The sequence below is a fragment of the Microcystis aeruginosa FD4 genome, assembly GCF_009792235.1.
Lineage (GTDB): Bacteria > Cyanobacteriota > Cyanobacteriia > Cyanobacteriales > Microcystaceae > Microcystis > Microcystis viridis.
Genome location: NZ_CP046973.1, coordinates 1,989,217 through 2,007,733, shown reverse-complemented (window position 1 = coordinate 2,007,733; position 18,517 = coordinate 1,989,217). Strand labels below are relative to the sequence as shown.

At 42.5% G+C, this 18,517-nt stretch carries 19 protein-coding genes; 7 read left to right on the top strand and 12 right to left on the bottom strand.

The genetic code is table 11. The features are described from left to right. Positions 1-53: 53 nt before the first annotated feature. Positions 54-302, bottom strand: a complete 249-nt coding sequence (locus GQR42_RS10330; protein WP_002735474.1) for a TatA/E family twin arginine-targeting protein translocase — start codon at positions 300-302, stop codon at positions 54-56. A 104-nt stretch (positions 303-406) separates the two neighbouring features. Beyond that, entirely contained in the window at positions 407-601 is a 195-nt protein-coding gene (gene psbH, locus GQR42_RS10325; RefSeq protein WP_002736544.1) for a photosystem II reaction center phosphoprotein PsbH, read from the bottom strand. A gap of 462 nt (positions 602-1,063) precedes the next feature. Between psbH and GQR42_RS10320 the strand changes: the two genes are divergently transcribed. Continuing rightward, positions 1,064-1,663 carry a superoxide dismutase gene (locus tag GQR42_RS10320; protein WP_158202442.1) on the top strand — a complete coding sequence of 200 codons (600 nt, stop codon included), beginning with the start codon at positions 1,064-1,066 and terminating at the stop codon, positions 1,661-1,663. Positions 1,664-2,691: 1,028 nt separating this feature from the next. Here GQR42_RS10320 and GQR42_RS10310 read toward each other — a convergent pair. The 9 genes from GQR42_RS10310 to GQR42_RS10270 form a co-directional block, all read right to left on the bottom strand. After that, entirely contained in the window at positions 2,692-3,453 is a 762-nt protein-coding gene (locus GQR42_RS10310; protein ID WP_158199901.1) for a hypothetical protein, read from the bottom strand. Continuing rightward, positions 3,446-4,909, bottom strand: a complete 1,464-nt coding sequence (locus GQR42_RS10305) for an AAA family ATPase (RefSeq protein ID WP_158199900.1) — start codon at positions 4,907-4,909, stop codon at positions 3,446-3,448. The genes GQR42_RS10310 and GQR42_RS10305 overlap by 8 nt, the downstream gene beginning before the upstream one ends. 70 nt (positions 4,910-4,979) lie before the next feature. After that, positions 4,980-7,604, bottom strand: a complete 2,625-nt coding sequence (gene alaS / locus GQR42_RS10300; RefSeq protein ID WP_158199899.1) for an alanine--tRNA ligase — start codon at positions 7,602-7,604, stop codon at positions 4,980-4,982. A gap of 71 nt (positions 7,605-7,675) precedes the next feature. Continuing rightward, on the bottom strand, positions 7,676-8,494 hold the full coding sequence (locus GQR42_RS10295) for a flagellar assembly protein H (RefSeq protein WP_158199898.1): 819 nt from the start codon (positions 8,492-8,494) through the stop codon (positions 7,676-7,678). Beyond that, a complete protein-coding gene (locus GQR42_RS10290; protein WP_158199897.1) occupies positions 8,491-9,327 on the bottom strand; it encodes a flagellar assembly protein H in 837 nt (278 codons plus the stop codon). Before GQR42_RS10290 ends, GQR42_RS10295 begins: the two co-directional genes overlap by 4 nt. Beyond that, positions 9,324-10,160 carry a flagellar assembly protein H gene (locus GQR42_RS10285; RefSeq protein ID WP_158199896.1) on the bottom strand — a complete coding sequence of 279 codons (837 nt, stop codon included), beginning with the start codon at positions 10,158-10,160 and terminating at the stop codon, positions 9,324-9,326. Before GQR42_RS10285 ends, GQR42_RS10290 begins: the two co-directional genes overlap by 4 nt. Continuing rightward, a complete protein-coding gene (locus GQR42_RS10280; protein ID WP_158199895.1) occupies positions 10,157-11,005 on the bottom strand; it encodes an Rpn family recombination-promoting nuclease/putative transposase in 849 nt (282 codons plus the stop codon). The genes GQR42_RS10285 and GQR42_RS10280 overlap by 4 nt, the downstream gene beginning before the upstream one ends. 176 nt (positions 11,006-11,181) lie before the next feature. Beyond that, positions 11,182-11,376, bottom strand: coding sequence for a DUF2949 domain-containing protein (locus tag GQR42_RS10275; protein ID WP_002732568.1), 195 nt, complete (start codon positions 11,374-11,376; stop codon positions 11,182-11,184). Between the two features lie 364 nt (positions 11,377-11,740). After that, complete coding sequence (locus tag GQR42_RS10270; protein ID WP_002799085.1) at positions 11,741-12,262, bottom strand: DUF192 domain-containing protein; 522 nt, start codon at positions 12,260-12,262, stop codon at positions 11,741-11,743. Positions 12,263-12,565: 303 nt separating this feature from the next. Here GQR42_RS10270 and petM point away from each other — a divergent pair, with 303 nt between their 5' ends. The 3 genes from petM (at position 12,566) to thyD (ending at position 14,291) form a co-directional block, all read left to right on the top strand. Beyond that, positions 12,566-12,679 carry a cytochrome b6-f complex subunit PetM gene (gene petM / locus GQR42_RS10265; protein ID WP_043995981.1) on the top strand — a complete coding sequence of 38 codons (114 nt, stop codon included), beginning with the start codon at positions 12,566-12,568 and terminating at the stop codon, positions 12,677-12,679. Between the two features lie 106 nt (positions 12,680-12,785). Beyond that, positions 12,786-13,145: a photosystem II reaction center protein Psb28 gene (gene psb28, locus GQR42_RS10260; RefSeq protein WP_002789257.1), complete on the top strand. Its 360-nt coding sequence runs from the start codon at positions 12,786-12,788 to the stop codon at positions 13,143-13,145. 198 nt (positions 13,146-13,343) lie between these two features. Further along, entirely contained in the window at positions 13,344-14,291 is a 948-nt protein-coding gene (gene thyD, locus GQR42_RS10255) for a thylakoid membrane protein ThyD (RefSeq protein WP_158199894.1), read from the top strand. A 35-nt stretch (positions 14,292-14,326) separates the two neighbouring features. Here the strand turns inward: thyD and GQR42_RS10250 are convergent, their stop codons facing one another. Next, entirely contained in the window at positions 14,327-15,052 is a 726-nt protein-coding gene (locus GQR42_RS10250) for a GUN4 domain-containing protein (protein ID WP_158199893.1), read from the bottom strand. Between the two features lie 228 nt (positions 15,053-15,280). Between GQR42_RS10250 and lysA the strand changes: the two genes are divergently transcribed. The 3 genes from lysA to uppS are packed head-to-tail and all read left to right on the top strand — an operon-like array spanning position 15,281 to position 18,373. Further along, positions 15,281-16,684: a diaminopimelate decarboxylase gene (lysA, locus tag GQR42_RS10245; RefSeq protein ID WP_158199892.1), complete on the top strand. Its 1,404-nt coding sequence runs from the start codon at positions 15,281-15,283 to the stop codon at positions 16,682-16,684. 22 nt (positions 16,685-16,706) lie between these two features. Further along, positions 16,707-17,627 (top strand): diadenylate cyclase CdaA, encoded by a 921-nt coding sequence (cdaA, locus tag GQR42_RS10240; protein ID WP_158199891.1) that lies wholly within the window; start codon positions 16,707-16,709, stop codon positions 17,625-17,627. Then, complete coding sequence (gene uppS / locus GQR42_RS10235) at positions 17,624-18,373, top strand: polyprenyl diphosphate synthase (RefSeq protein ID WP_158199890.1); 750 nt, start codon at positions 17,624-17,626, stop codon at positions 18,371-18,373. Before cdaA ends, uppS begins: the two co-directional genes overlap by 4 nt. The last annotated feature ends 144 nt before the right edge of the window (positions 18,374-18,517 follow it).

Sequence of the window (18,517 nt, the reverse complement as noted above, 5' to 3'; positions counted from 1 at the left end):
TTAATCTAGCGGATAGCCTCGAATTTGACCTAATCTACATCTCTACACAGTTCTTAACTGGAACGAGTTTGATCCCTAGTAGATTGACTTTCTTCTAATTCAGCTTTGATTTTTACCGAGTCTTCAATCTGCTGGGCCTCTCGCTTAAATTCACTTTCAAATTCCTTTGATGCTTCTTGAAATCCTCGAATCGTTTTGCCTAAACTGCGACCGATTTCTGGTAATTTCTTCGGTCCGAAAACTAGCAGGGCAATCAAGAGAATTAACCCCATTTCTGGCAATCCAATCCCAAAAATATTCATTTTTCTGCTCCTAATAAAAAAATCGCGGTGGGCAATAACCCACCTGCTAAAGTCCGAGGGACAATTCTGCCGCCAAAAATGCCGACAAGATTGTTGGAATCTGCTTACTGACCCCAATCTACATTAAATCCTTCTAAAATTAGGGAGGAGTTGTAGATCTGTAAAATAATCAGCAAAAAGACTAAAAACAGAGCCATAAACACTCCCATCAGCAAGGTAGTTCCCCAACCGGGGGAAACTTTACCATATTCCGAGTTGAGGGGACGAAGGATTTCACCTAAGCGTGTACGCTGTGCCATAAGTTACCAAGAAAGATCTGTAAATGATAATTTTGTATTGATCCGTAATTTGACGAAGTGCCAACCGGTCAACCCAGTGAGATAAAATCTACTGCTGTTTCCAGTGGAGCTTTTTTGGTCTAACTCCTAACGGAATCGTTTTTCTCCTGCCCTGCCACGCCCACAAGAATCTGCAAGCGCCTACAGTACGGGAATTATTTTAACATTGTTTGGTAATCTTCTCAGGATTTACGAGACGGTCAATAGGGGCTGGGGTGATTTTTCAGTAATCAGTAATCAGTAATCAGTTATCAGTGAGGGGTTGGGGTGATGGGGGAGAAGGGAGAGGGGAGAAGGGAGAAAAAAGCTGATCAGTGATCAGTGATCACTGATCAAGTCTCCTTCGGTGCTATGATCGAGGATGTAAAGTTTTATCAACACTACCTTAAACAAGCTCTCAAGAGAGGATATAAAGAACAACAGATGGCTTACACACTTCCCCCTTTATCCTACGATTACACTGCCTTAGAGCCTTACATCACCAAAAGTACCCTAGAATTCCACCACGACAAGCACCACGCCGCTTATGTCAATAACTATAACGGTTTGGTCAAAGATACGGAACTCGATGCTCTCTCTTTAGAAGAAGTTATCGTTAAGGTTGCCGGTGATGCTTCTAAAGCTGGGGTTTTCAACAATGCCGCCCAAGCATGGAATCATAGTTTTTATTGGAACTGCATGAAACCTGGTGGTGGCGGCGCGCCTACCGGTGCTTTAGCCGATAAAATTCAGGCAGATTTCGGCAGTTTCGAGAAATTTGTCGAAGCTTTCAAAACCGCGGGTGCCACTCAATTCGGTAGCGGTTGGGCTTGGTTGGTTCTCGATAACGGTACTCTCAAAGTCACCAAAACTGGCAACGCTGACAATCCTTTAACCGCCGGACAGGTTCCCCTGTTAACTATGGATGTGTGGGAACACGCTTATTATCTCGATTACCAAAATCGTCGTCCCGATTACATCAGCGACTTTTTAACTAAGTTGGTTAATTGGGATTTCGTGGCTGCTAATTTAGCCGCAGCCTAAAAATTTGGCTCAGTTAATCAGTTATCAGCTACTGTAAGGACGCTATGCGCTCTAAAAAGAAAAACAGAAACTAGGGGTAAACCCTGATATCCTAAACTAGGAAGGCTCCTGAACTCACACTGGAGTAACAATGGTGTCATCAGACCCGATTATAAAGGTGAGAGTAACGGCGATGGCCACCCCCAATTTCAGAAATCACAACTCTGGGATTGAAGCGGGGAACGGAAGGCTCCGAGGTGTAACCTAACACCAGAAAGCGAGACCACTGCCAACCATCCATGATTAGGTGCGGACTGAATGTCTGACCTGAACGATCGTCAAGACTGGGCAGTAAAATAGGTTGACACACTGCGTTCAAGAGAGCAGGGGTAAAAGTAGGGAGTTTGATCTTTAATGTCAGGTGAAGACCGTTCGGCGGTTTGGCTGAGTTCACGCCGAAATCTGACGTTTGTCACCCCTTGAAGTCAATCCATCTCGTCAAGATAATAATAAATCCGTTGAGCATAAACTACTTATAAGGGACTTGCGCTTTGATAATGTACCTTTTGGGCGAACGCAGTTCGCCCCTACATTGTGGACAAAATCCGTTACTGTAGGGGCGCAAAGCTTGCGCCCTCCGCGCGGAGGGGGTTTGCTGATCACCCTAAGTAGGGGGAGAGCCTTCGAGAACCCCTTCCAATAAGGGACTTGCGCTTTGATAATATGCCATCTGGCTGGTCTGATTCTTCTACAGAGTGATTTTCAAAGCTGGGATATTATTCCCACGCAAGTCCCTAAGTAGTCGTACAAAATTAATTTCCTAGTCGAGACTCACAAGACAGCTATTAGGGATCGGATTTGAGTTTTCAGTTCACTGTTTACTGATCACAGCAGCAGTCTGACGGAGTAGTGGCTTAGATGTGTAATTAATTGTGCTTAGATACTTAAGAACAGGCAAAAAGCAAGAGGCACTCATGCAAAAGGGTGAATAAATAATCAGTTTTTAATAACCAGATTTAGTATCAAGATTGCAGAGAAGCAGCATTTATTCAGAGTAAATCTTCTAGTTTTATGGTCATAGAGTCTTGAGTTTGATTGGGATTTTGGATAAACCTAACGACGATTTTATCTCGTTCTTCTAATAGGGTTTCTAGGGTTAATAAATCTGATTCTGTAGATTGAGAGAGAATTTTATATAAGGTACTCTCGCTCGAATTATAGCCTCGCTCATTTTCTTTAGCAATATCACTATCTTTAATGTCGTTGCGATTATAAAAAATAATTCCTCTGAATTGCACAATTATTTGTGCATTTTGATAGTTTTTCTGGGGATTAGCATGATTATTGAGAGTCAGAAGCATATAGATTCTATTCATCCCGCTTTGAAATTTACCAGCAATCTGCTTTAATGTGCTTTCTTTGTCTTTTTTTGCCTGTAGGGATGCTTTAAGTTCAATTAAACAAATTTGCAGATGATAATTGAGAATTTTACCGGCATCATCGACTTTTCTCTGTAAAACTAATATAGCTTTTTCAGGGGTTTTGCCAGAAGCAGAGATACCGGCTAACTCTTTTTCTAAATTGATAACCCAGATTTTATCTACAGAAGTAGATATATTTTTGTCATTTTTAGACGATAACTTTAAGTGATTAATAACTACTTTCTTTAAATCGCTCTTATTTGTTTCTTGAATTTCAATACACGCATCCTGACTAAGGCAGATTTCTTGAATAAAACCCTGTTTTTCTAAAGCTTGGTGAAACTCTTGTCTAAGGAAAAATATTTCTTTTTTTGAGTTAGACTTACTCATTCTCTGCTAAATAGATATGATTAGTTAAAATTTCTCCAGATTTCTGCACAGAGTTGATAACTTCTTTAAAGTTACGAAAATAAACACCATATTGACTGGTTCCATAATCAATAATTTTATCACCCGTGAAAAAGTAAACTCCTAAGTCTTCTTTAGCAATTGAAATTTCTGGATTTAAATTTTTTAATTGATTATCTTCAATAATTTTTGTGACATCAACATCATAACTTTTTAAGGTATGAAGATAAACATAATTGTTGAGAATATCGGTTAAAATCGGGCTATGGGTGGTGATTAAAACTCGATTATCATGCTCGGTGACAAATTGAACTAAAATATCCATTAAGCGAATTTGATTTTCGGGATGCAAATTAACTTCTGGTTCATCTATCATCAAAAAATTGTTTTTTTCCTTGGCCCAATATTTCAGGTAAAGATACAAGATAGTCAACTGATTGACTGAAGATGAAGCTAGATACATGGGTAAATCTTTGCTTTCATCGAATTTAAAAGAAAATTGAATAGGTGCGATCGATTCTAGACTAGAAATCGTGATTTCTCCTCCCATTAATCCGCTCATCTTTTCAATCAGAGAATTATAAACTGAATTAATTTTTTTCTTGGTATTGAGAGAATAAAGCGACTCAATCACCTTATTCATTGGTTCTGTATAAGACCTTTTGGGTAATTGTTCTTGAAGACGTTTGAATATATTTTTATTAGTATCAACATCATCATTAATATTTTCTATTAATTCTTGCAATCGACGATTATACTCACTTCTTTTATTTCTCTCTATCTCATAAATGTACTGGTAGAAAACAGGAAAAAAACTACGACTAGCGGGGATAAAAAAAGTATCTTGTGTCTGAGACAAAAGCACTCTTATTATTGACGAAATAATTACTGATTCCTTGGATGGTTTAGCTCTCTCAAAAAAGTCTCTGGGTATTTGATCAAATACTTTTTCAGGTATATTAGGTTCTTTTATATTTATTGTTAGGCTACCTTTGCCCTTGCTAATCTGTAAATACTCCAGATCATTGTCAACAACAAAGGTTAATCTGAAGCTTTTATCTTTAAATTCTTTAATATCCGCTTGAAAAATTAATTTATTGTAACCAATAATCGTTTCTTTAATACTGGCATCAAGATTATAAGTATTAACAACTTCTTTTTCAATAAACTGGCTAAATTTATTGAGAATCTCATCGATTAATTCTTGATTGATCGTAATTTTTTTAATAGGTTTTTCCGAGTCAATTACTAAAGAATCAATTTGGGTATTTTCGTAAAACTTTCTAATATTGTCATGATTAAAAATTGTCCATAAAAGCTGAGAAACTAGGGTTTTGCCACTATTATTGTAGCCAATAAAAGTATAAAACTTCTTAGTTAAATCTATGGTTTGATTATTATTTCTAATTGATCCCAAATTCTTGATCAGTAGTTTCATATTATTTTTACCAATCACACCGAGAGGATAACTAATTTTTTAAAGGTGGACAAAATGCCCACCCTTAAAACTATTGTAAACTGCTAGTTAACTGACTTTTGGCCTTAGCTAAAGCTTCGCTTAACTTACTAGCATCCCGTCCCCCAGCTTGAGCTAAATTGGGACGACCACCACCACCACCAGCGCAGATTTTAGCGATCGCACCGATAAATTTACCCGCTTGTAAACCCTTATCTTTAATCACCCGGGGACTAAAAGCGGCCACTAAACTCACTTTATCAGCTGCGGGAGTCGAGGCCAAAACTACCGCCCCTTCCCCTAATTTTTGCTGTAGTCTTTCGGCTGCAGCCATCAAAGCATTAGCATCAATATCGCCCAAAGAAGCGACTAATAGCTTAAATTCGCCGATAGATTCAGCTTGAGATAGCAAAGCATCCGATTTATTTAGGGCTAACTCCTGTTTAACCGCTTCTAACTGCTTTTGTGTCCCCTTTAACTCTGATTGTAGGGCCGTAATGCGATCGGGAATTTCCAGAGGTTTGACCTTAAAGCGATCGCACAAATCCCGCACTACTAGATCCCGTTCATTCAAATAGGCTAACACGGCAGGGCCGGCCACCGCTTCGATGCGACGAATTCCTGCAGCGATTCCCGTCTCAGAGATGATTTTAAATAAACCGATCTCGGCGGTATTTTTAACGTGAGTCCCCCCGCATAATTCGATAGAAACGCTAGGAATATCGATAACTCGCACTTCTGAGCCGTATTTCTCGCCAAACATGGCAATAGCTCCCTTTTGCTTCGCTTCTTCCAATCCCATCACCGCTATCTCGGTGTCATGCGCTTCGGCAATCCAAGTGTTAATCTGTTCTTCCACCTGTTGCAATTCAGCACCAGTCAGGGGACGAGGACAGTTAAAATCAAAACGGAGGCGCTCAAAACTGACGAGGGAACCTGCTTGGGAAATCCCGGCATCGACAAGCTTTTTCAAGGCCGATTGTAGCAGATGGGTGGCGGTATGATTAGCTTGGGCGCGACGACGACAGGAACGGTCAATCTGTGCATTAATTGTATCGCCGGTGGTGACAATTCCCCGCTCAATCCCACCAAAATGGATAAAAATCCCCGATTCTTTCTGCACATCCTCAACGCGGATAAGCAGATTATCGCCGGTTAAATAACCCTTATCACCGATTTGTCCGCCCGATTCGGCATAAAAAGGGGTTTGATCGAGAACTACCTGCACCTCAGTGCCTGCTGCGGCCGATTCCACCGTTTTACCAGCGACTAAAACCGCCGTTACTGTTGCGGTTGCTTGCAAATCCGTATAACCGAGAAATTCCGTCGGGTGAATATGTTCCGCCAGCTTATCTAAACTACCCTGTACCGTCAAATCTATGGTTTCGTGGGCGGCTTTCGATCTTTGCTGCTGTTTTTTCATTTCCTGCTCGAAACCCGCCGTATCGACGCTTAAACCCTGCTCCTCAGCGATTTCTTGAGTGAGTTCCAGGGGGAAGCCATAGGTATCATACAGGGTAAAGGCATCAACTCCCGAAATCTGGCTTTTTTCTTTTTCTAGAATCGATTCGAGCAGTTTCTCGCCTCTTTCTAGGGTTTCTAAAAATCTCGCTTCCTCTCGCTCTAATTCTGCCTTGATCACCGTTTCTCGTTCCCGAACATTGCCATAGACGGATTCGGAAAGAGCGATCGCAACTTCCGCCACTTTGGTGATAAATTGACCTTCAATACCGATCAAACGCCCGTGCCGTACTACTCTCCGAATCAGACGACGCAGGACGTAACCTCTGTCAGTATTCGATGCTGAGATACCATCCGCTATCATGTGTACTACCGAACGCACATGATCACCGATGACTTTTAGGGAAACTTTCGTTTTTTCGTCCGCTTTCTGGTAGTCTATGGCTGCTAACCGGGCCGCTTCGGCGACGATCGGGAAAATTAGGTCAGTTTCGTAGTTATTGGCGACTTTTTGCAGGATTTGCGCCATCCGTTCCAAACCCATCCCCGTATCGATATTTTTATTCGCTAGGGGTGTCAGATTGCCGTCCGCGTCGCGGTTATACTGCATAAAGACGAGGTTATAAAACTCGATAAAACGGCTATCATCCTCTAAATCGATGGTTTTATCCCCTAATTCTGGGTGAAAATCGTAGTAAATTTCCGAACAGGGACCACAGGGACCCGTGGGACCCGATACCCAAAAGTTATCCGCTTCGCCCATTTTTTGGATACGATGGGCAGGAATACCGATTTTATCGCGCCAGATAGCGAAAGCTTCCTCATCCTCTTTAAAGACACTAACGACTAATCTTTCGGGGGGAAGGTTAAAAACTTCTGTGGACAATTCCCAGGCCCAGGCGATCGCTTGTTCTTTAAAATAATCACCAAAGCTAAAATTGCCCAACATCTCAAAAAAAGTATGATGTCTAGCAGTCCGGCCGACATTTTCGATATCGTTGGTGCGAATACATTTTTGGGAAGTGGTAGCGCGGGGAAATTCTGGGGTCTTTTGCCCTAAGAAAATCGGCTTAAAAGGGAGCATTCCCGCAATAGTCAGCAAAACGGTGGGGTCTTCTGGTACTAGAGAGGCACTAGGGAGAATTTTATGGTTTCTGGCCGCAAAAAAGTCTAAAAATCGCTGGCGAATCTCGCTTCCGCTTAGGTGGTTACTCATAGAAGATGTCAGTTAGTCAGAAAATGCCTATTTTATCCATTGTGGCATTTTTGCGTTTTAACTCTCCACCTTTACTCTCGCGCCGCTTGTCGGACCTGTTCTAAGTCTAAATCCAAAGCTTGAGCGATTTGTTCCACACTTAAACCCAAAGCAAGCAAACGGGGAATAGATTCCAGTTTAGCCTCTAGTTTTCCTCGCTCTAGTCCTCGCTCTAGTCCTTGTTCGAGTCCTTCCCGTTTAGTTGCTTCCTTCCATTCCTGATAGGTTTGAGATAAGGTCATAAACACCTCTCTATCTTCAGTTTCTAGGATGTTATTTATTTCCATTTCCCGGAAAGCATTACCTTGAGGTAATTCTAACAATTCTCGCACCGCTTGGTCTTGAGTTTTTCCCCGTCCTAATAGTCTTAACCAAAGAGTCTCAGTCGTCACAGGCAATTGATTAATAGCGATAATTGCCGTGCGATAAAGCGAGGGAAGAAAATAGACTCCTTCTGGCCAATCTGGGTCTAATTTTGCCCCAAATCCTTCTAAAACAGTGATACTAGCGGAAGGGGATAAAATCCACAAACGAGGGGCATTGTCTTCATTGTAACTCTGATTTTCTCGTTTAGCTTGTCTTTGCAGTTCGGCTAAAATCGTCAAAAGTTTCGCTAAACAATTACGAATCTCGCTACGGTTGGGAGGATTGCGATAGGGTTCAATTAAGACAGTATTAAGGACAATTCTGCCTAATAATCCCAGATAATTGCGGTTTGGTTCGGGATTGGGGGAAAAAAATAAATCTATCTGTCGGGTTTCGTCACTGACTTCTTTACTGATTTCGACGGTTCCCAAGGGAGAAAGTAATTGTTCAAGGTAATTTTTGGCAAATTGGTCATGGGGTTTCATGGAGTTTCTTGAATAGCTTGTCGGACTTGTTCTAAGTCTAAATCCAAAGCTTGAGCTATTTGTTCCACACTTAAACCCAAAGCAAGTAAACGGGGAATAGATTCCAGTTTACCCTCTAGTTTTCCTTCCTGTCGTCCTTCCCGTTTAGTTGCTTCCTTCCATTCCTGATAGGTTTGAGATAAAGTCATAAACACCTCTCTATCCTCAGTTTCTAGGATGTTATTTATTTCCATACTAACCCGCCAACTAATCAATAATTCCAGGACATTTTCCCGGAAAGCATTACCTTGAGGTAATTCTAACAATTCTCGCACCGCTTGGTTTTGCGTTTTTCCCCGTCCCAATAATCTTAACCAGAGAGTCTCAGCAGTCACAGGCAATTGATTAATAGCGATAATTGCCGTGCGATAAAGCGAGGGAAGAAAATAGACTCCTTCTGGCCAATCTGGGTCTAACTTTGCCCCAAATCCTTCTAAAACAGTGATACCAGCGGTCGGGGATAAAATCCACAAACGAGGGGCATTGTCTTCAATGTAGCTCTGATTTTCTCGTTTAGCTTGTCTTTGCAGTTCAGCTAAAATCGCCAAAAGTTTCGCTAAACAATTACGAATCTCGCTACGATTGGGAGGATTGCGATAGGGTTCAATTAAGACAGTATTAAGGACAATTCTGCCTAATAATCCCAGATAATCGGGGTTTGGTTCGGGATTGGGGGAAAAAAATAAATCTATCTGTCGGGTTTCATCGCTGACTTCTTTGCTGATTTCGACGGTTCCCAGGGGAGAAAGTAATTGTTCAAGGTAATTTTTGGCAAATTGGTCATGGGGTTTCATGGAGTTTCTTGAATAGCTTGTCGGACTTGTTCTAAGTCTAAATCCAAAGCTTGAGCTATTTGTTCCACACTTAAACCCAAAGCAAGTAAACGGGGAATAGATTCCAGTTTACCCTCTAGTTTTCCTTCCTGTCGTCCTTCCCGTTTAGTTGCTTCCTTCCATTCCTGATAGGTTTGAGATAAAGTCATAAACACCTCTCTATCCTCAGTTTCTAGGATGTTATTTATTTCCATACTAACCCGCCAACTAATCAATAATTCCAGGACATTTTCCCGGAAAGCATTACCTTGAGGTAATTCTAACAATTCTCGCACCGCTTGGTTTTGCGTTTTTCCCCGTCCCAATAATCTTAACCAGAGAGTCTCAGCAGTCACAGGTAATTGATTAATAGCGATAATTGCCGTGCGATAAAGCGAGGGAAGAAAATAGACTCCTTCTGGCCAATCTGGGTCTAACTTTGCCCCAAGACTCTCTACAAGAGTCAGACTAGCGGAAGGGGATAAAATCCACAAACGAGGGGCATTGTCTTCATTGTAGCTCTGATTTTCTCGTTTAGCTTGTCTTTGCAGTTCGGCTAAAATCGTCAAAAGTTTCGCTAAACAATTACGAATCTCGCTACGGTTGGGAGGATTGCGATAGGGTTCAATTAAGACAGTATTAAGGACAATTCTGCCTAATAATCCCAGATAATCGGGGTTTGATTCGGGATTGGGGGAAAAAAATAAATCTATCTGTCGGGTTTCATCGCTGACTTCTTTGCTGATTTCGACGGTTCCCAGGGGAGAAAGTAATTGTTCAAGGTAATTTTTGGCAAATTGGTCATGGGGTTTCATGGAGTTTCTTGAATAGCTTGTCGGACTTGTTCTAAGTCTAAATCCAAAGCTTGAGCTATTTGTTCCACACTTAAACCCAAAGCAAGTAAACGGGGAATAGATTCCAGTTTACCCTCTAGTTTTCCTTCCTGTCGTCCTTCCTGTCGTCCTTCCCGTTTAGTTGCTTCCTTCCATTCCTGATAGGTTTGAGATAAGGTCATAAACACCTCTCTATCCTCAGTTTCTAGGATGTTATTTACTTCCATACTAACCCGCCAACTAATCAATAATTCCAGGACATTTTCCCGGAAAGCATTACCTTGAGGTAATTCTAACAATTCTCGCACCGCTTGGTCTTGAGTTTTTCCCCGTCCCAATAATCTTAACCAGAGAGTCTCAGCAGTCACAGGCAATTGATTAATAGCGATAATTGCCGTGCGATAAAGCGAGGGAAGAAAATAGACTCCTTCTGGCCAATCTGGGTCTAACTTTGCCCCAAATCCTTCTAAAACAGTGATACCAGCGGTCGGGGATAAAATCCACAAACGAGGGGCATTGTCTTCAATGTAGCTCTGATTTTCTCGTTTAGCTTGTCTTTGCAGTTCAGCTAAAATCGCCAAAAGTTTCGCTAAACAATTACGAATCTCGCTACGATTGGGAGGATTGCGATAGGGTTCAATTAAGACAGTATTAAGGACAATTCTGCCTAATAATCCCAGATAATCGGGGTTTGGTTCGGGATTGGGGGAAAAAAATAAATCTATCTGTCGGGTTTCGTCGCTGACTTCTTTACTGATTTCGACGGTTCCCAGGGGAGAAAGTAATTGTTCAAGGTAATTTTTGGCAAATTGGTCATGGGGTTTCATGGACTGAGCAGTTAATCGATAATTCTCAATTGTATAGTTTTTAAAAAAGTGGGTTTAAATAACCCACTTCTCAAGTGATGATTGGTAGTTTTTAGGATCGGAATTTTCAAATTGTACCAGAAACTATGAGCAGCCATGGCAATTATTATCCTTGTCAATAGTGAGCAATTGTAAGATTAGACTACCTCTTCGAGAAAATCATAAATTTTGTCTAATTGTTCTAATGTCACTAAACCGTACTGCCAGAGAATCATCGGTAAATGAATTTTATCAGATTGGATCGATCGCTCGGCCATAGCGATCGATTCTTGGGGAAGGGACAATTCCTCTTGTAGAAATTGTCGGAATTGGGAATAGGCAATCGTGGACATAGGGGGATTTTTTTCCTCAATAGTACATCTCGTGATTTTAACAAAACACCACCTGATCGGTTTCAAGGACAGTTAGTCTCGCGACCGTTTTTTCTGTATCTAAGCTATCTCGATGATAGAGAGCGCTTTCCTAAAAATCGCTGGCTCTCTTAAGATAGTCCCGTTAGATCGAGCAGAATTTTGTCTCTGTTTAATCTATAGCAAGGGTAAAGATTATTCAATCTATGACTTGATAGACTATAAAAATCTTAATTGATATGGTTAGATTTTAAACAGTATAAATGCGTAATAGCTTCTAAAAGCCATACTTATATTTCCAGACAAGGGACACCTTCTATAAGAAAGTTAACCCCATTTTCAAAAATCAAGGTCTTGAGATAGACTCAATCTTAATTTTATCTCCTTCTTTCACTCCTAATTCTTTCGCTCGACCCCCGGCTAGTTCGATCACTTGATTAACCATGGTGTTTGGCCCATAGACAGGACAAGGATCCACAGCACAAGGGGGGACATTCAGCAAAACTGCTTTTACTATACCATCTTTTAGAAAAATCATGTCTAGAGGAATCGAGACATTTTTCATCCAAAACCGCGCTATCAGAGGTTGTGCAAAGGGAAATAGCATACCGCGATTTTTCTCCAAAGACGAGCGATACATTAAACCCTTGGCCTGTTGTTCTGGGGTTTGAGCCACTTCTAACTCAATCATCTCACCATTAATATCTGCTTTGGCCGTGATCGGTAATATTTGCCCTTGATTCTCAGTCGTAATCTGAGCCATCGAACTATTATTACCATTGAGATTAGTCGATTGACAACTCAGCAGCAACAAACCTAAAAATAGTATTAACTTGATCTTGAGCATAAATGATTTTTTACCAGTCATCACCAATAGTTATCAATACTTAATTTTCCCAGGATAAGTGAAGAATTAAGCAGATAAGACGATAACACAAAGTAGTGACAGCAAAGATAAAGATAGTATTAAAAATATCCAGCCCAGGGGTGAGCATCCTTCCTTGAGGAGAGGGGGAGCATGGCTAGAACATACATACTAAGAAAGTTCTCAAATTTATTTGCCGATTTTCTCCCTCAATTTTGCCCTAGTCTGGCTGCAGTCGATCGCCTTCGTAGGTTAAAATACCACTTATCTATATGATCGATTATTGTAGGCTCAGGAGCAATCACCATGACCGCAGAAAGTATGTTATTTAACGGGCCGATCGTGGCGAGCGTTCTCGTCCTCGTCGGATTAGCTTGGGGTTTTCTCCTCCTCAAAATCCAAGGTGGAGAAGCGGAATAGCCTGTTTTTCGGTTCATGGTTACTTTACCTAGTAATCATGAACTACTTTTTTCCCTTCAAAAGTAATTAAGAGAAAATCAATAACTAAAATTTTATACCCACACCTATGACCACTCCCACGATCGAGTTTTTTGTCGGTTTATCAGAAGAATTAAGCGGTGTTAGTCTCCGCAAAAATAAAAGTACCGGGATTCGCAATGTCCTGATGACTTTTAAAACCCTGAAAGCGATCGAACGTTTCCAAAGTTTCACCACTCGTACCTACGGAGATCTCCGTCTCACCGATGAGGAAGGAGTGATTACAGTTATTCCCAACTCGACCAAGTTTATTTTTGGAGGAGATGAAGGAGATGAAATTCAACGGGTAGAATGTGGTTTTGAAATCACCGATGAACACTGGGAGCGTTTTATGCGCTTTATGAATCGTTATGCAGCCGCTAACGGGATGGGGTATCAGGATAAGTGAGAAGACAGGACTGGGGTGATGGGGTGTGGGGTAATGGGGGAATGGGGAGATAGGGTGATGGGGAGATAGGGGAATGGGGAAATTTCAAATAAAACCCTAAAACCCTAAAATCCTAAAACCCTAAAACCCCAACTCTCAACTCCTGACTCCTGATAACTAAAAACCAGCTAAAATAAGGATAAATTTAGTCAAGAAACCATGAAAATAGCGATTACTGGGGCGACGGGATTTGTGGGTAGTCGGTTAGTGGTCAAACTCTATGATCGCGGCGATGACATCTTAATTTTGACGCGCAATCCCGCTAAAGCCCAGAGAATTTACCCAAAGTCAATCTATCCTAAGATAGAGATTATTCCCTATATCGCCACAGAATCGGGGGATTGGCAAAAAGAGATTTCCGGATGTGATGCGGTGATTAATCTAGCGGGAGAGCCGATTTCCGAGCGCTGGACTGTGGAAACAAAACAGGCAATCGTCGCTAGTCGGGAAATCGGCACCGAGAAAATTGTCGAGGCGATCTCGCGTAGCGAGCGCGTTGCGACCGCACTTGCTGCCCAGAAACCGAAAGTTTTAATTAACTCCTCGGCGATCGGTTACTATGGAACCAGTGAAACCGCTAGTTTTGACGAAAATAGCCCTCCCGGTGGCGATTTTCTGGCAGATGTCTGTAAAAAGTGGGAAACAGCAGCCCAAAAAGTTCAAGATTACGGCACTCGTTTAGTCATTCTTCGCACGGGTATTGTTTTAGGCAATGGGGGTGCTTTAGGGAAAATGATCCCACCCTTCAAACTTTTTGCCGGCGGACCGATTGGCAGCGGTCGTCAGTGGTTTTCTTGGATTCATCGGGATGATTTAATTAATTTAATCATCTATTGTCTCGATCGCCCAGAAATTAGCGGTACTTTCAATGCTACAGCACCCAATCCCGTCCGCATGAAAGAATTCTGTCAGATTTTAGGGGAAGTAATGAAGCGTCCCTCTTGGTTGCCAGTGCCAGATTTTGCCCTCGAAATTCTCTTGGGAGAAGGAGCAAAAATCGTCTTAGAAGGTCAAGAAGTGCTGCCAAAAGCCACACAAGCGATCGGTTTTGACTATCGTTATCCTAATCTAGAAGCGGCCTTAGAGGAAATTGTCCCGAAAATGTAGAAGTCTGATACAATAGCGGGCTGAATGCTCTCAATCTATTTTTCACTCCAGACGGGATGGGAGAATAAAGAGGCAGCCACTCTCACCCCGCGCAGTTGATTTAACAGGGGTAAATGACCCACGGGAGCGCTTAAATCCCAGATAAATTCTTGGGGGTATTTTGTCCAATTATTGCCATTTTTCCAACCAATTTTCGGCCAGAGTTTCGGGAAATCTTGACCGACACCTATCCATAATTTGCGCTGCACCGACCAACCGAATTTTCCTTCCGAATGAACTAACCAAAGATTATCAATAGTCTGAATATCTACACCGGGAAAAGCTTCTACTTCCGTAAAATAGACCCATTTCCTCTGTATTGCTCCTTCTCCTGCTAATTCACAGAGTTTTTGACGGGTGAGACTATCGGCAGTTTGAAAATTCTGTTTAGCCAATAGTTCCTGTAAAAGTCGATAATCAATACCTTTAGCACTATCGAGGGGAACAACACCCGTGGGGAAATAATTAGCTAAAAATTCCTGGCTCTGATCGCTATTATCTTGATAGAGCAATTGATAGGCCTTACCTGTCACCAGATTAACAGGAGTCGGGCGCATGGCCAATAAAAAATCTCTTAATACAGTTAGGCCACCTTCTCCGGCCCCGGCTAATTGTGTCAGGATTTGTAATTGATTTTTCGGCGACTCGGTGGCTAATTGAATCGCTAAAAGGGTAATATCCTCGCTTTGTTCTTCTACTAACACGCCATTCTGGTCAGTCATATCATCACTTTTAAGACCACTCCTTCAATACTATTACCACTATTTCGGGGTCGCTGCTCGATTTTTTCCTGACAAAAAAGGGATTTTTAGCGGGTGGTTGATCGTACACTGAAAGAGAGAACTATTTTGGTTATCTAGATCACCGTCGGTCAAAATTCCCTTAACTGAATCGGGGATGCGCGGAGATTGTAACAAAAATTATCGATTTTTTGACAAAAAACACCGATCATGCTATCAACCGAACCTAAAATCAGCAATTCCGGACAAAAATATTTAGCCTATCAAGATTGTCTATCCCCGAATCAAACCCTGTTACCCCTGACGGCCAAGGTTAATAACCGCGATTGCCTAGAAATCGGTGGTTGTGATGTGACCACCCTAGTGGAACGTTTCGGTTCACCCTTGTATATTGTCGATGAAGTCACCCTCCGCACTGCCTGTCGTCAATACCTGCAAGGTTTCCAGACTCATTATCCAGGAGAATCTAGGGTAATTTATGCCTCGAAAGCGTGGAATTGCCTGGCTGTATCGGCCGTGGTCGCTAGGGAGGGATTAGGTTTTGATGTGGTGTCGGCCGGAGAAATTCATACGGTGTTAACCGCTTTAGACCAGATCAATAAAACTGATGTGCCGATCTACTTTCATGGTAACAACAAATCGATCGCCGAGTTAGAATATGCGATCGAGCATAACTGCATTATTATCGTTGATAACTGGCTAGAGTTAGAAAATCTGGTTAAATTAGGCGAAAACCGTCCTGATACCCCTATTCCGATCCTATTGCGTTTAACCCCCGGTATCGAGTGCCACACCCACGAATATATTCGCACGGGTCACTTAGACAGTAAATTTGGTTTTGACCCCCATCAAATCGAAGCGGTATTTGACTATGTTTTAGCTCATCCAGTGCTAAATTGTCTGGGTTTACACGCTCACATCGGTTCCCAGATTTTTGAACGTCAACCCCACCAAGACTTAGCCGCTGTGTTGACAGACTGGTTTAAATTAGGTTTAGAACGGGGTTTACCCCTAGAGCAATTAAACGTCGGTGGTGGTTTAGGAATTCGCTACCTCGAAAGTGATGACCCCCCAAGTATCGAGGAATGGGTGCAAGCGGTGTCCTTAGCAGTGGCCAAAGCTTGTCAGGAAAGAGGTATCGCTTATCCGCTGCTGATTGCCGAACCGGGACGCTCTCTGATTGCCACCGCTTGCGTAACGGCCTATACAGTGGGTAATCGCAAAGAAATCCCCGCAATCCGCACCTATATCGCCGTCGATGGCGGAATGTCCGATAATCCCCGACCGATTACCTATCAATCGGTTTATCGGGCCGTGGTCGCCAATAAAATGAGTCAAGAATGTCAGGAAGTGGTGACAATAGCTGGAAAACATTGTGAATCTGGCGATATTCTAATTAAGGATATTGCGCTACCGAAAACCAACCCGGGAGATATTTTAGTGGTTTTAGCCACGGGGGCCTATAACTACAGTATGGCTTCTAATTACAACCGCTTACCCCGTCCGGCGGCGGTAATTGTCCAAAATGGAGAAGCTAATCTGATCCTTGAACGGGAAAATCTGGCGGGTTTGCTGCGTCAAGACCGCTTACCCAATCGACTCTCCTTGATGTAAACCTCATCGCTATTGTCCCCCCATGTCGGGTTTTTTTCTGGACCCTCGCCGGTTATTGTCCTGGATTCTCAGCCATGGTCTGTTATTCCTAGACTTTGGGTTAGTTTTCCTGCTTACCTATATGCTGCTGCTAATTATCGGCGAGCGGCGTACCTTTTGGATGGTGCGAGGACTAATCTATTTAATGCTGGCCTCGGTGATTAGCGATGCTCTAGGATTGCGCTTGCTGGGGTTAGTCCTAGAAAAATTGATTTTGGGGGCAGCAGTGGCGATTGCTGTGATTTTTCAGTCGGAATTCCGCCGTTTTTTAGAATTATTGGGCAAAGGTCAAGTGTGGGAATTATTTAAAAAAAGTTCCCCCACTCCCAAGACTGATAATGTCATTGATGAGTTAGTGGACGCGGTGAAGGATCTATCTCAAAATCGCACCGGCGCGCTGATGGTATTAGAAACCAGTGGCAATCTTGACACCAAGGTGTTTGTCAATCCGGGAGTGACGCTCAATGGCCAAGTATCTAAGGAATTAATTCAAACTATTTTTCAAACTAAAACTTTACTGCACGATGGGGCCGTATTTATTCGGGGCGATCGAGTGGTGGCCGCTGGTGTTATTCTACCCTTATCGGAGCGCAGTACCTCTAGGCAATTAGGCACCCGTCATCGGGCAGCCATGGGCATTACCGAAAGGCTAGATAATTGTATCTGTATTGTGGTTTCTGAGGAAACTGGCTCGATTTCCCTCGCGTCGGGGGGGAATTTGGATCGGCCTTTAACCAGTAGTAAACTAAAAGAGCTTCTCGAAGCGAAGTTTTCTCCGTCGGGAGAGGGGGAAGTGGTCGCACCGAGTTGGGGACGTTTAGGGCGTACAATTGGCTTAAAAGGTCGTCTAATCTTAGAAAAATTCTCCCGTTCGCCCAGAGCAACCCCGAAAGATAGAAAATGACTGTTAAACCGAGCTTGTCACCAGAATTACCTACGGATTTAGATAAAAACCGTTTGCCTCAGCACGTCGCAGTGATTATGGATGGGAACGGTCGTTGGGCGAAAAATCGTGGTTTGCCGCGGATTATGGGCCATCAACGGGGAGTAGATGCACTCAAAGACTTGCTGCGCTGTTGTCGCGACTGGGGGATTCCTGCTTTAACTGCTTATGCTTTTTCTACGGAAAATTGGGGTCGTCCCCTAGAGGAAGTAGAGTTTTTAATGACTCTCTTCGAGCGGGTTTTGCGGCGGGAATTAGAAGAAATGATGCAGCAAAATGTCAAAATTCGCTTTATTGGTAATTTATCAGTCTTGCCAGAGTCTTTAAGACGGGAAATTGCTAAATCTCACGCAGAAACTAGCAAAAATTCTGGTATTCAATTTACGGTGGCTACTAATTATGGTGGCCGAGAGGAGATCGTGCAAGCTTGTCAGGCGATCGCTCGTCAGGTGCAACGGGGTTTAGTCTCCCCAGAAGCGATCGATGAATCTCTCTTTGAACAGTATCTTTATACTGCTGGGATTCCTAACCCAGATCTGTTAATTCGCAGTAGTGGGGAAATGCGAATTAGTAATTTTTTACTCTGGCAAATGGCCTACGCGGAAATCTACGTTACTGATACCCTCTGGCCCGATTTCGATCGAGTGCAATTTCACCACGCTTTAAAAGATTATCAGGGTCGTCATCGTCGTTTTGGCAAATTATAAGGGCTGCAGCCCAAATTGCTCGAAATAGCCACTGTGGAGCATTTAAAGGACAATTTTTGCTCTTTACAAGAGATTTGATCACTTTTAATTTTAACTTACTCCTCGGGGTAACTGTTAAACCGCGACCAGAGGGCCGTTTGTCAT

Bases quoted from the DNA above. Each gene is read 5' to 3' on its own strand.
- GQR42_RS10330 (WP_002735474.1), bottom strand. From the start codon at position 302: ATGAATATTTTTGGGATTGGATTGCCAGAAATGGGGTTAATTCTCTTG.
- psbH (WP_002736544.1), bottom strand. From the start codon at position 601: ATGGCACAGCGTACACGCTTAGGTGAAATCCTTCGTCCCCTCAACTCG.
- GQR42_RS10320 (WP_158202442.1), top strand. From the start codon at position 1,064: ATGGCTTACACACTTCCCCCTTTATCCTACGATTACACTGCCTTAGAG.
- GQR42_RS10310 (WP_158199901.1), bottom strand. From the start codon at position 3,453: ATGAGTAAGTCTAACTCAAAAAAAGAAATATTTTTCCTTAGACAAGAG.
- GQR42_RS10305 (WP_158199900.1), bottom strand. From the start codon at position 4,909: ATGAAACTACTGATCAAGAATTTGGGATCAATTAGAAATAATAATCAA.
- alaS (WP_158199899.1), bottom strand. From the start codon at position 7,604: ATGAGTAACCACCTAAGCGGAAGCGAGATTCGCCAGCGATTTTTAGAC.
- GQR42_RS10295 (WP_158199898.1), bottom strand. From the start codon at position 8,494: ATGAAACCCCATGACCAATTTGCCAAAAATTACCTTGAACAATTACTT.
- GQR42_RS10290 (WP_158199897.1), bottom strand. From the start codon at position 9,327: ATGAAACCCCATGACCAATTTGCCAAAAATTACCTTGAACAATTACTT.
- GQR42_RS10285 (WP_158199896.1), bottom strand. From the start codon at position 10,160: ATGAAACCCCATGACCAATTTGCCAAAAATTACCTTGAACAATTACTT.
- GQR42_RS10280 (WP_158199895.1), bottom strand. From the start codon at position 11,005: ATGAAACCCCATGACCAATTTGCCAAAAATTACCTTGAACAATTACTT.
- GQR42_RS10275 (WP_002732568.1), bottom strand. From the start codon at position 11,376: ATGTCCACGATTGCCTATTCCCAATTCCGACAATTTCTACAAGAGGAA.
- GQR42_RS10270 (WP_002799085.1), bottom strand. From the start codon at position 12,262: ATGACTGGTAAAAAATCATTTATGCTCAAGATCAAGTTAATACTATTT.
- petM (WP_043995981.1), top strand. From the start codon at position 12,566: ATGACCGCAGAAAGTATGTTATTTAACGGGCCGATCGTGGCGAGCGTT.
- psb28 (WP_002789257.1), top strand. From the start codon at position 12,786: ATGACCACTCCCACGATCGAGTTTTTTGTCGGTTTATCAGAAGAATTA.
- thyD (WP_158199894.1), top strand. From the start codon at position 13,344: ATGAAAATAGCGATTACTGGGGCGACGGGATTTGTGGGTAGTCGGTTA.
- GQR42_RS10250 (WP_158199893.1), bottom strand. From the start codon at position 15,052: ATGACTGACCAGAATGGCGTGTTAGTAGAAGAACAAAGCGAGGATATT.
- lysA (WP_158199892.1), top strand. From the start codon at position 15,281: ATGCTATCAACCGAACCTAAAATCAGCAATTCCGGACAAAAATATTTA.
- cdaA (WP_158199891.1), top strand. From the start codon at position 16,707: ATGTCGGGTTTTTTTCTGGACCCTCGCCGGTTATTGTCCTGGATTCTC.
- uppS (WP_158199890.1), top strand. From the start codon at position 17,624: ATGACTGTTAAACCGAGCTTGTCACCAGAATTACCTACGGATTTAGAT.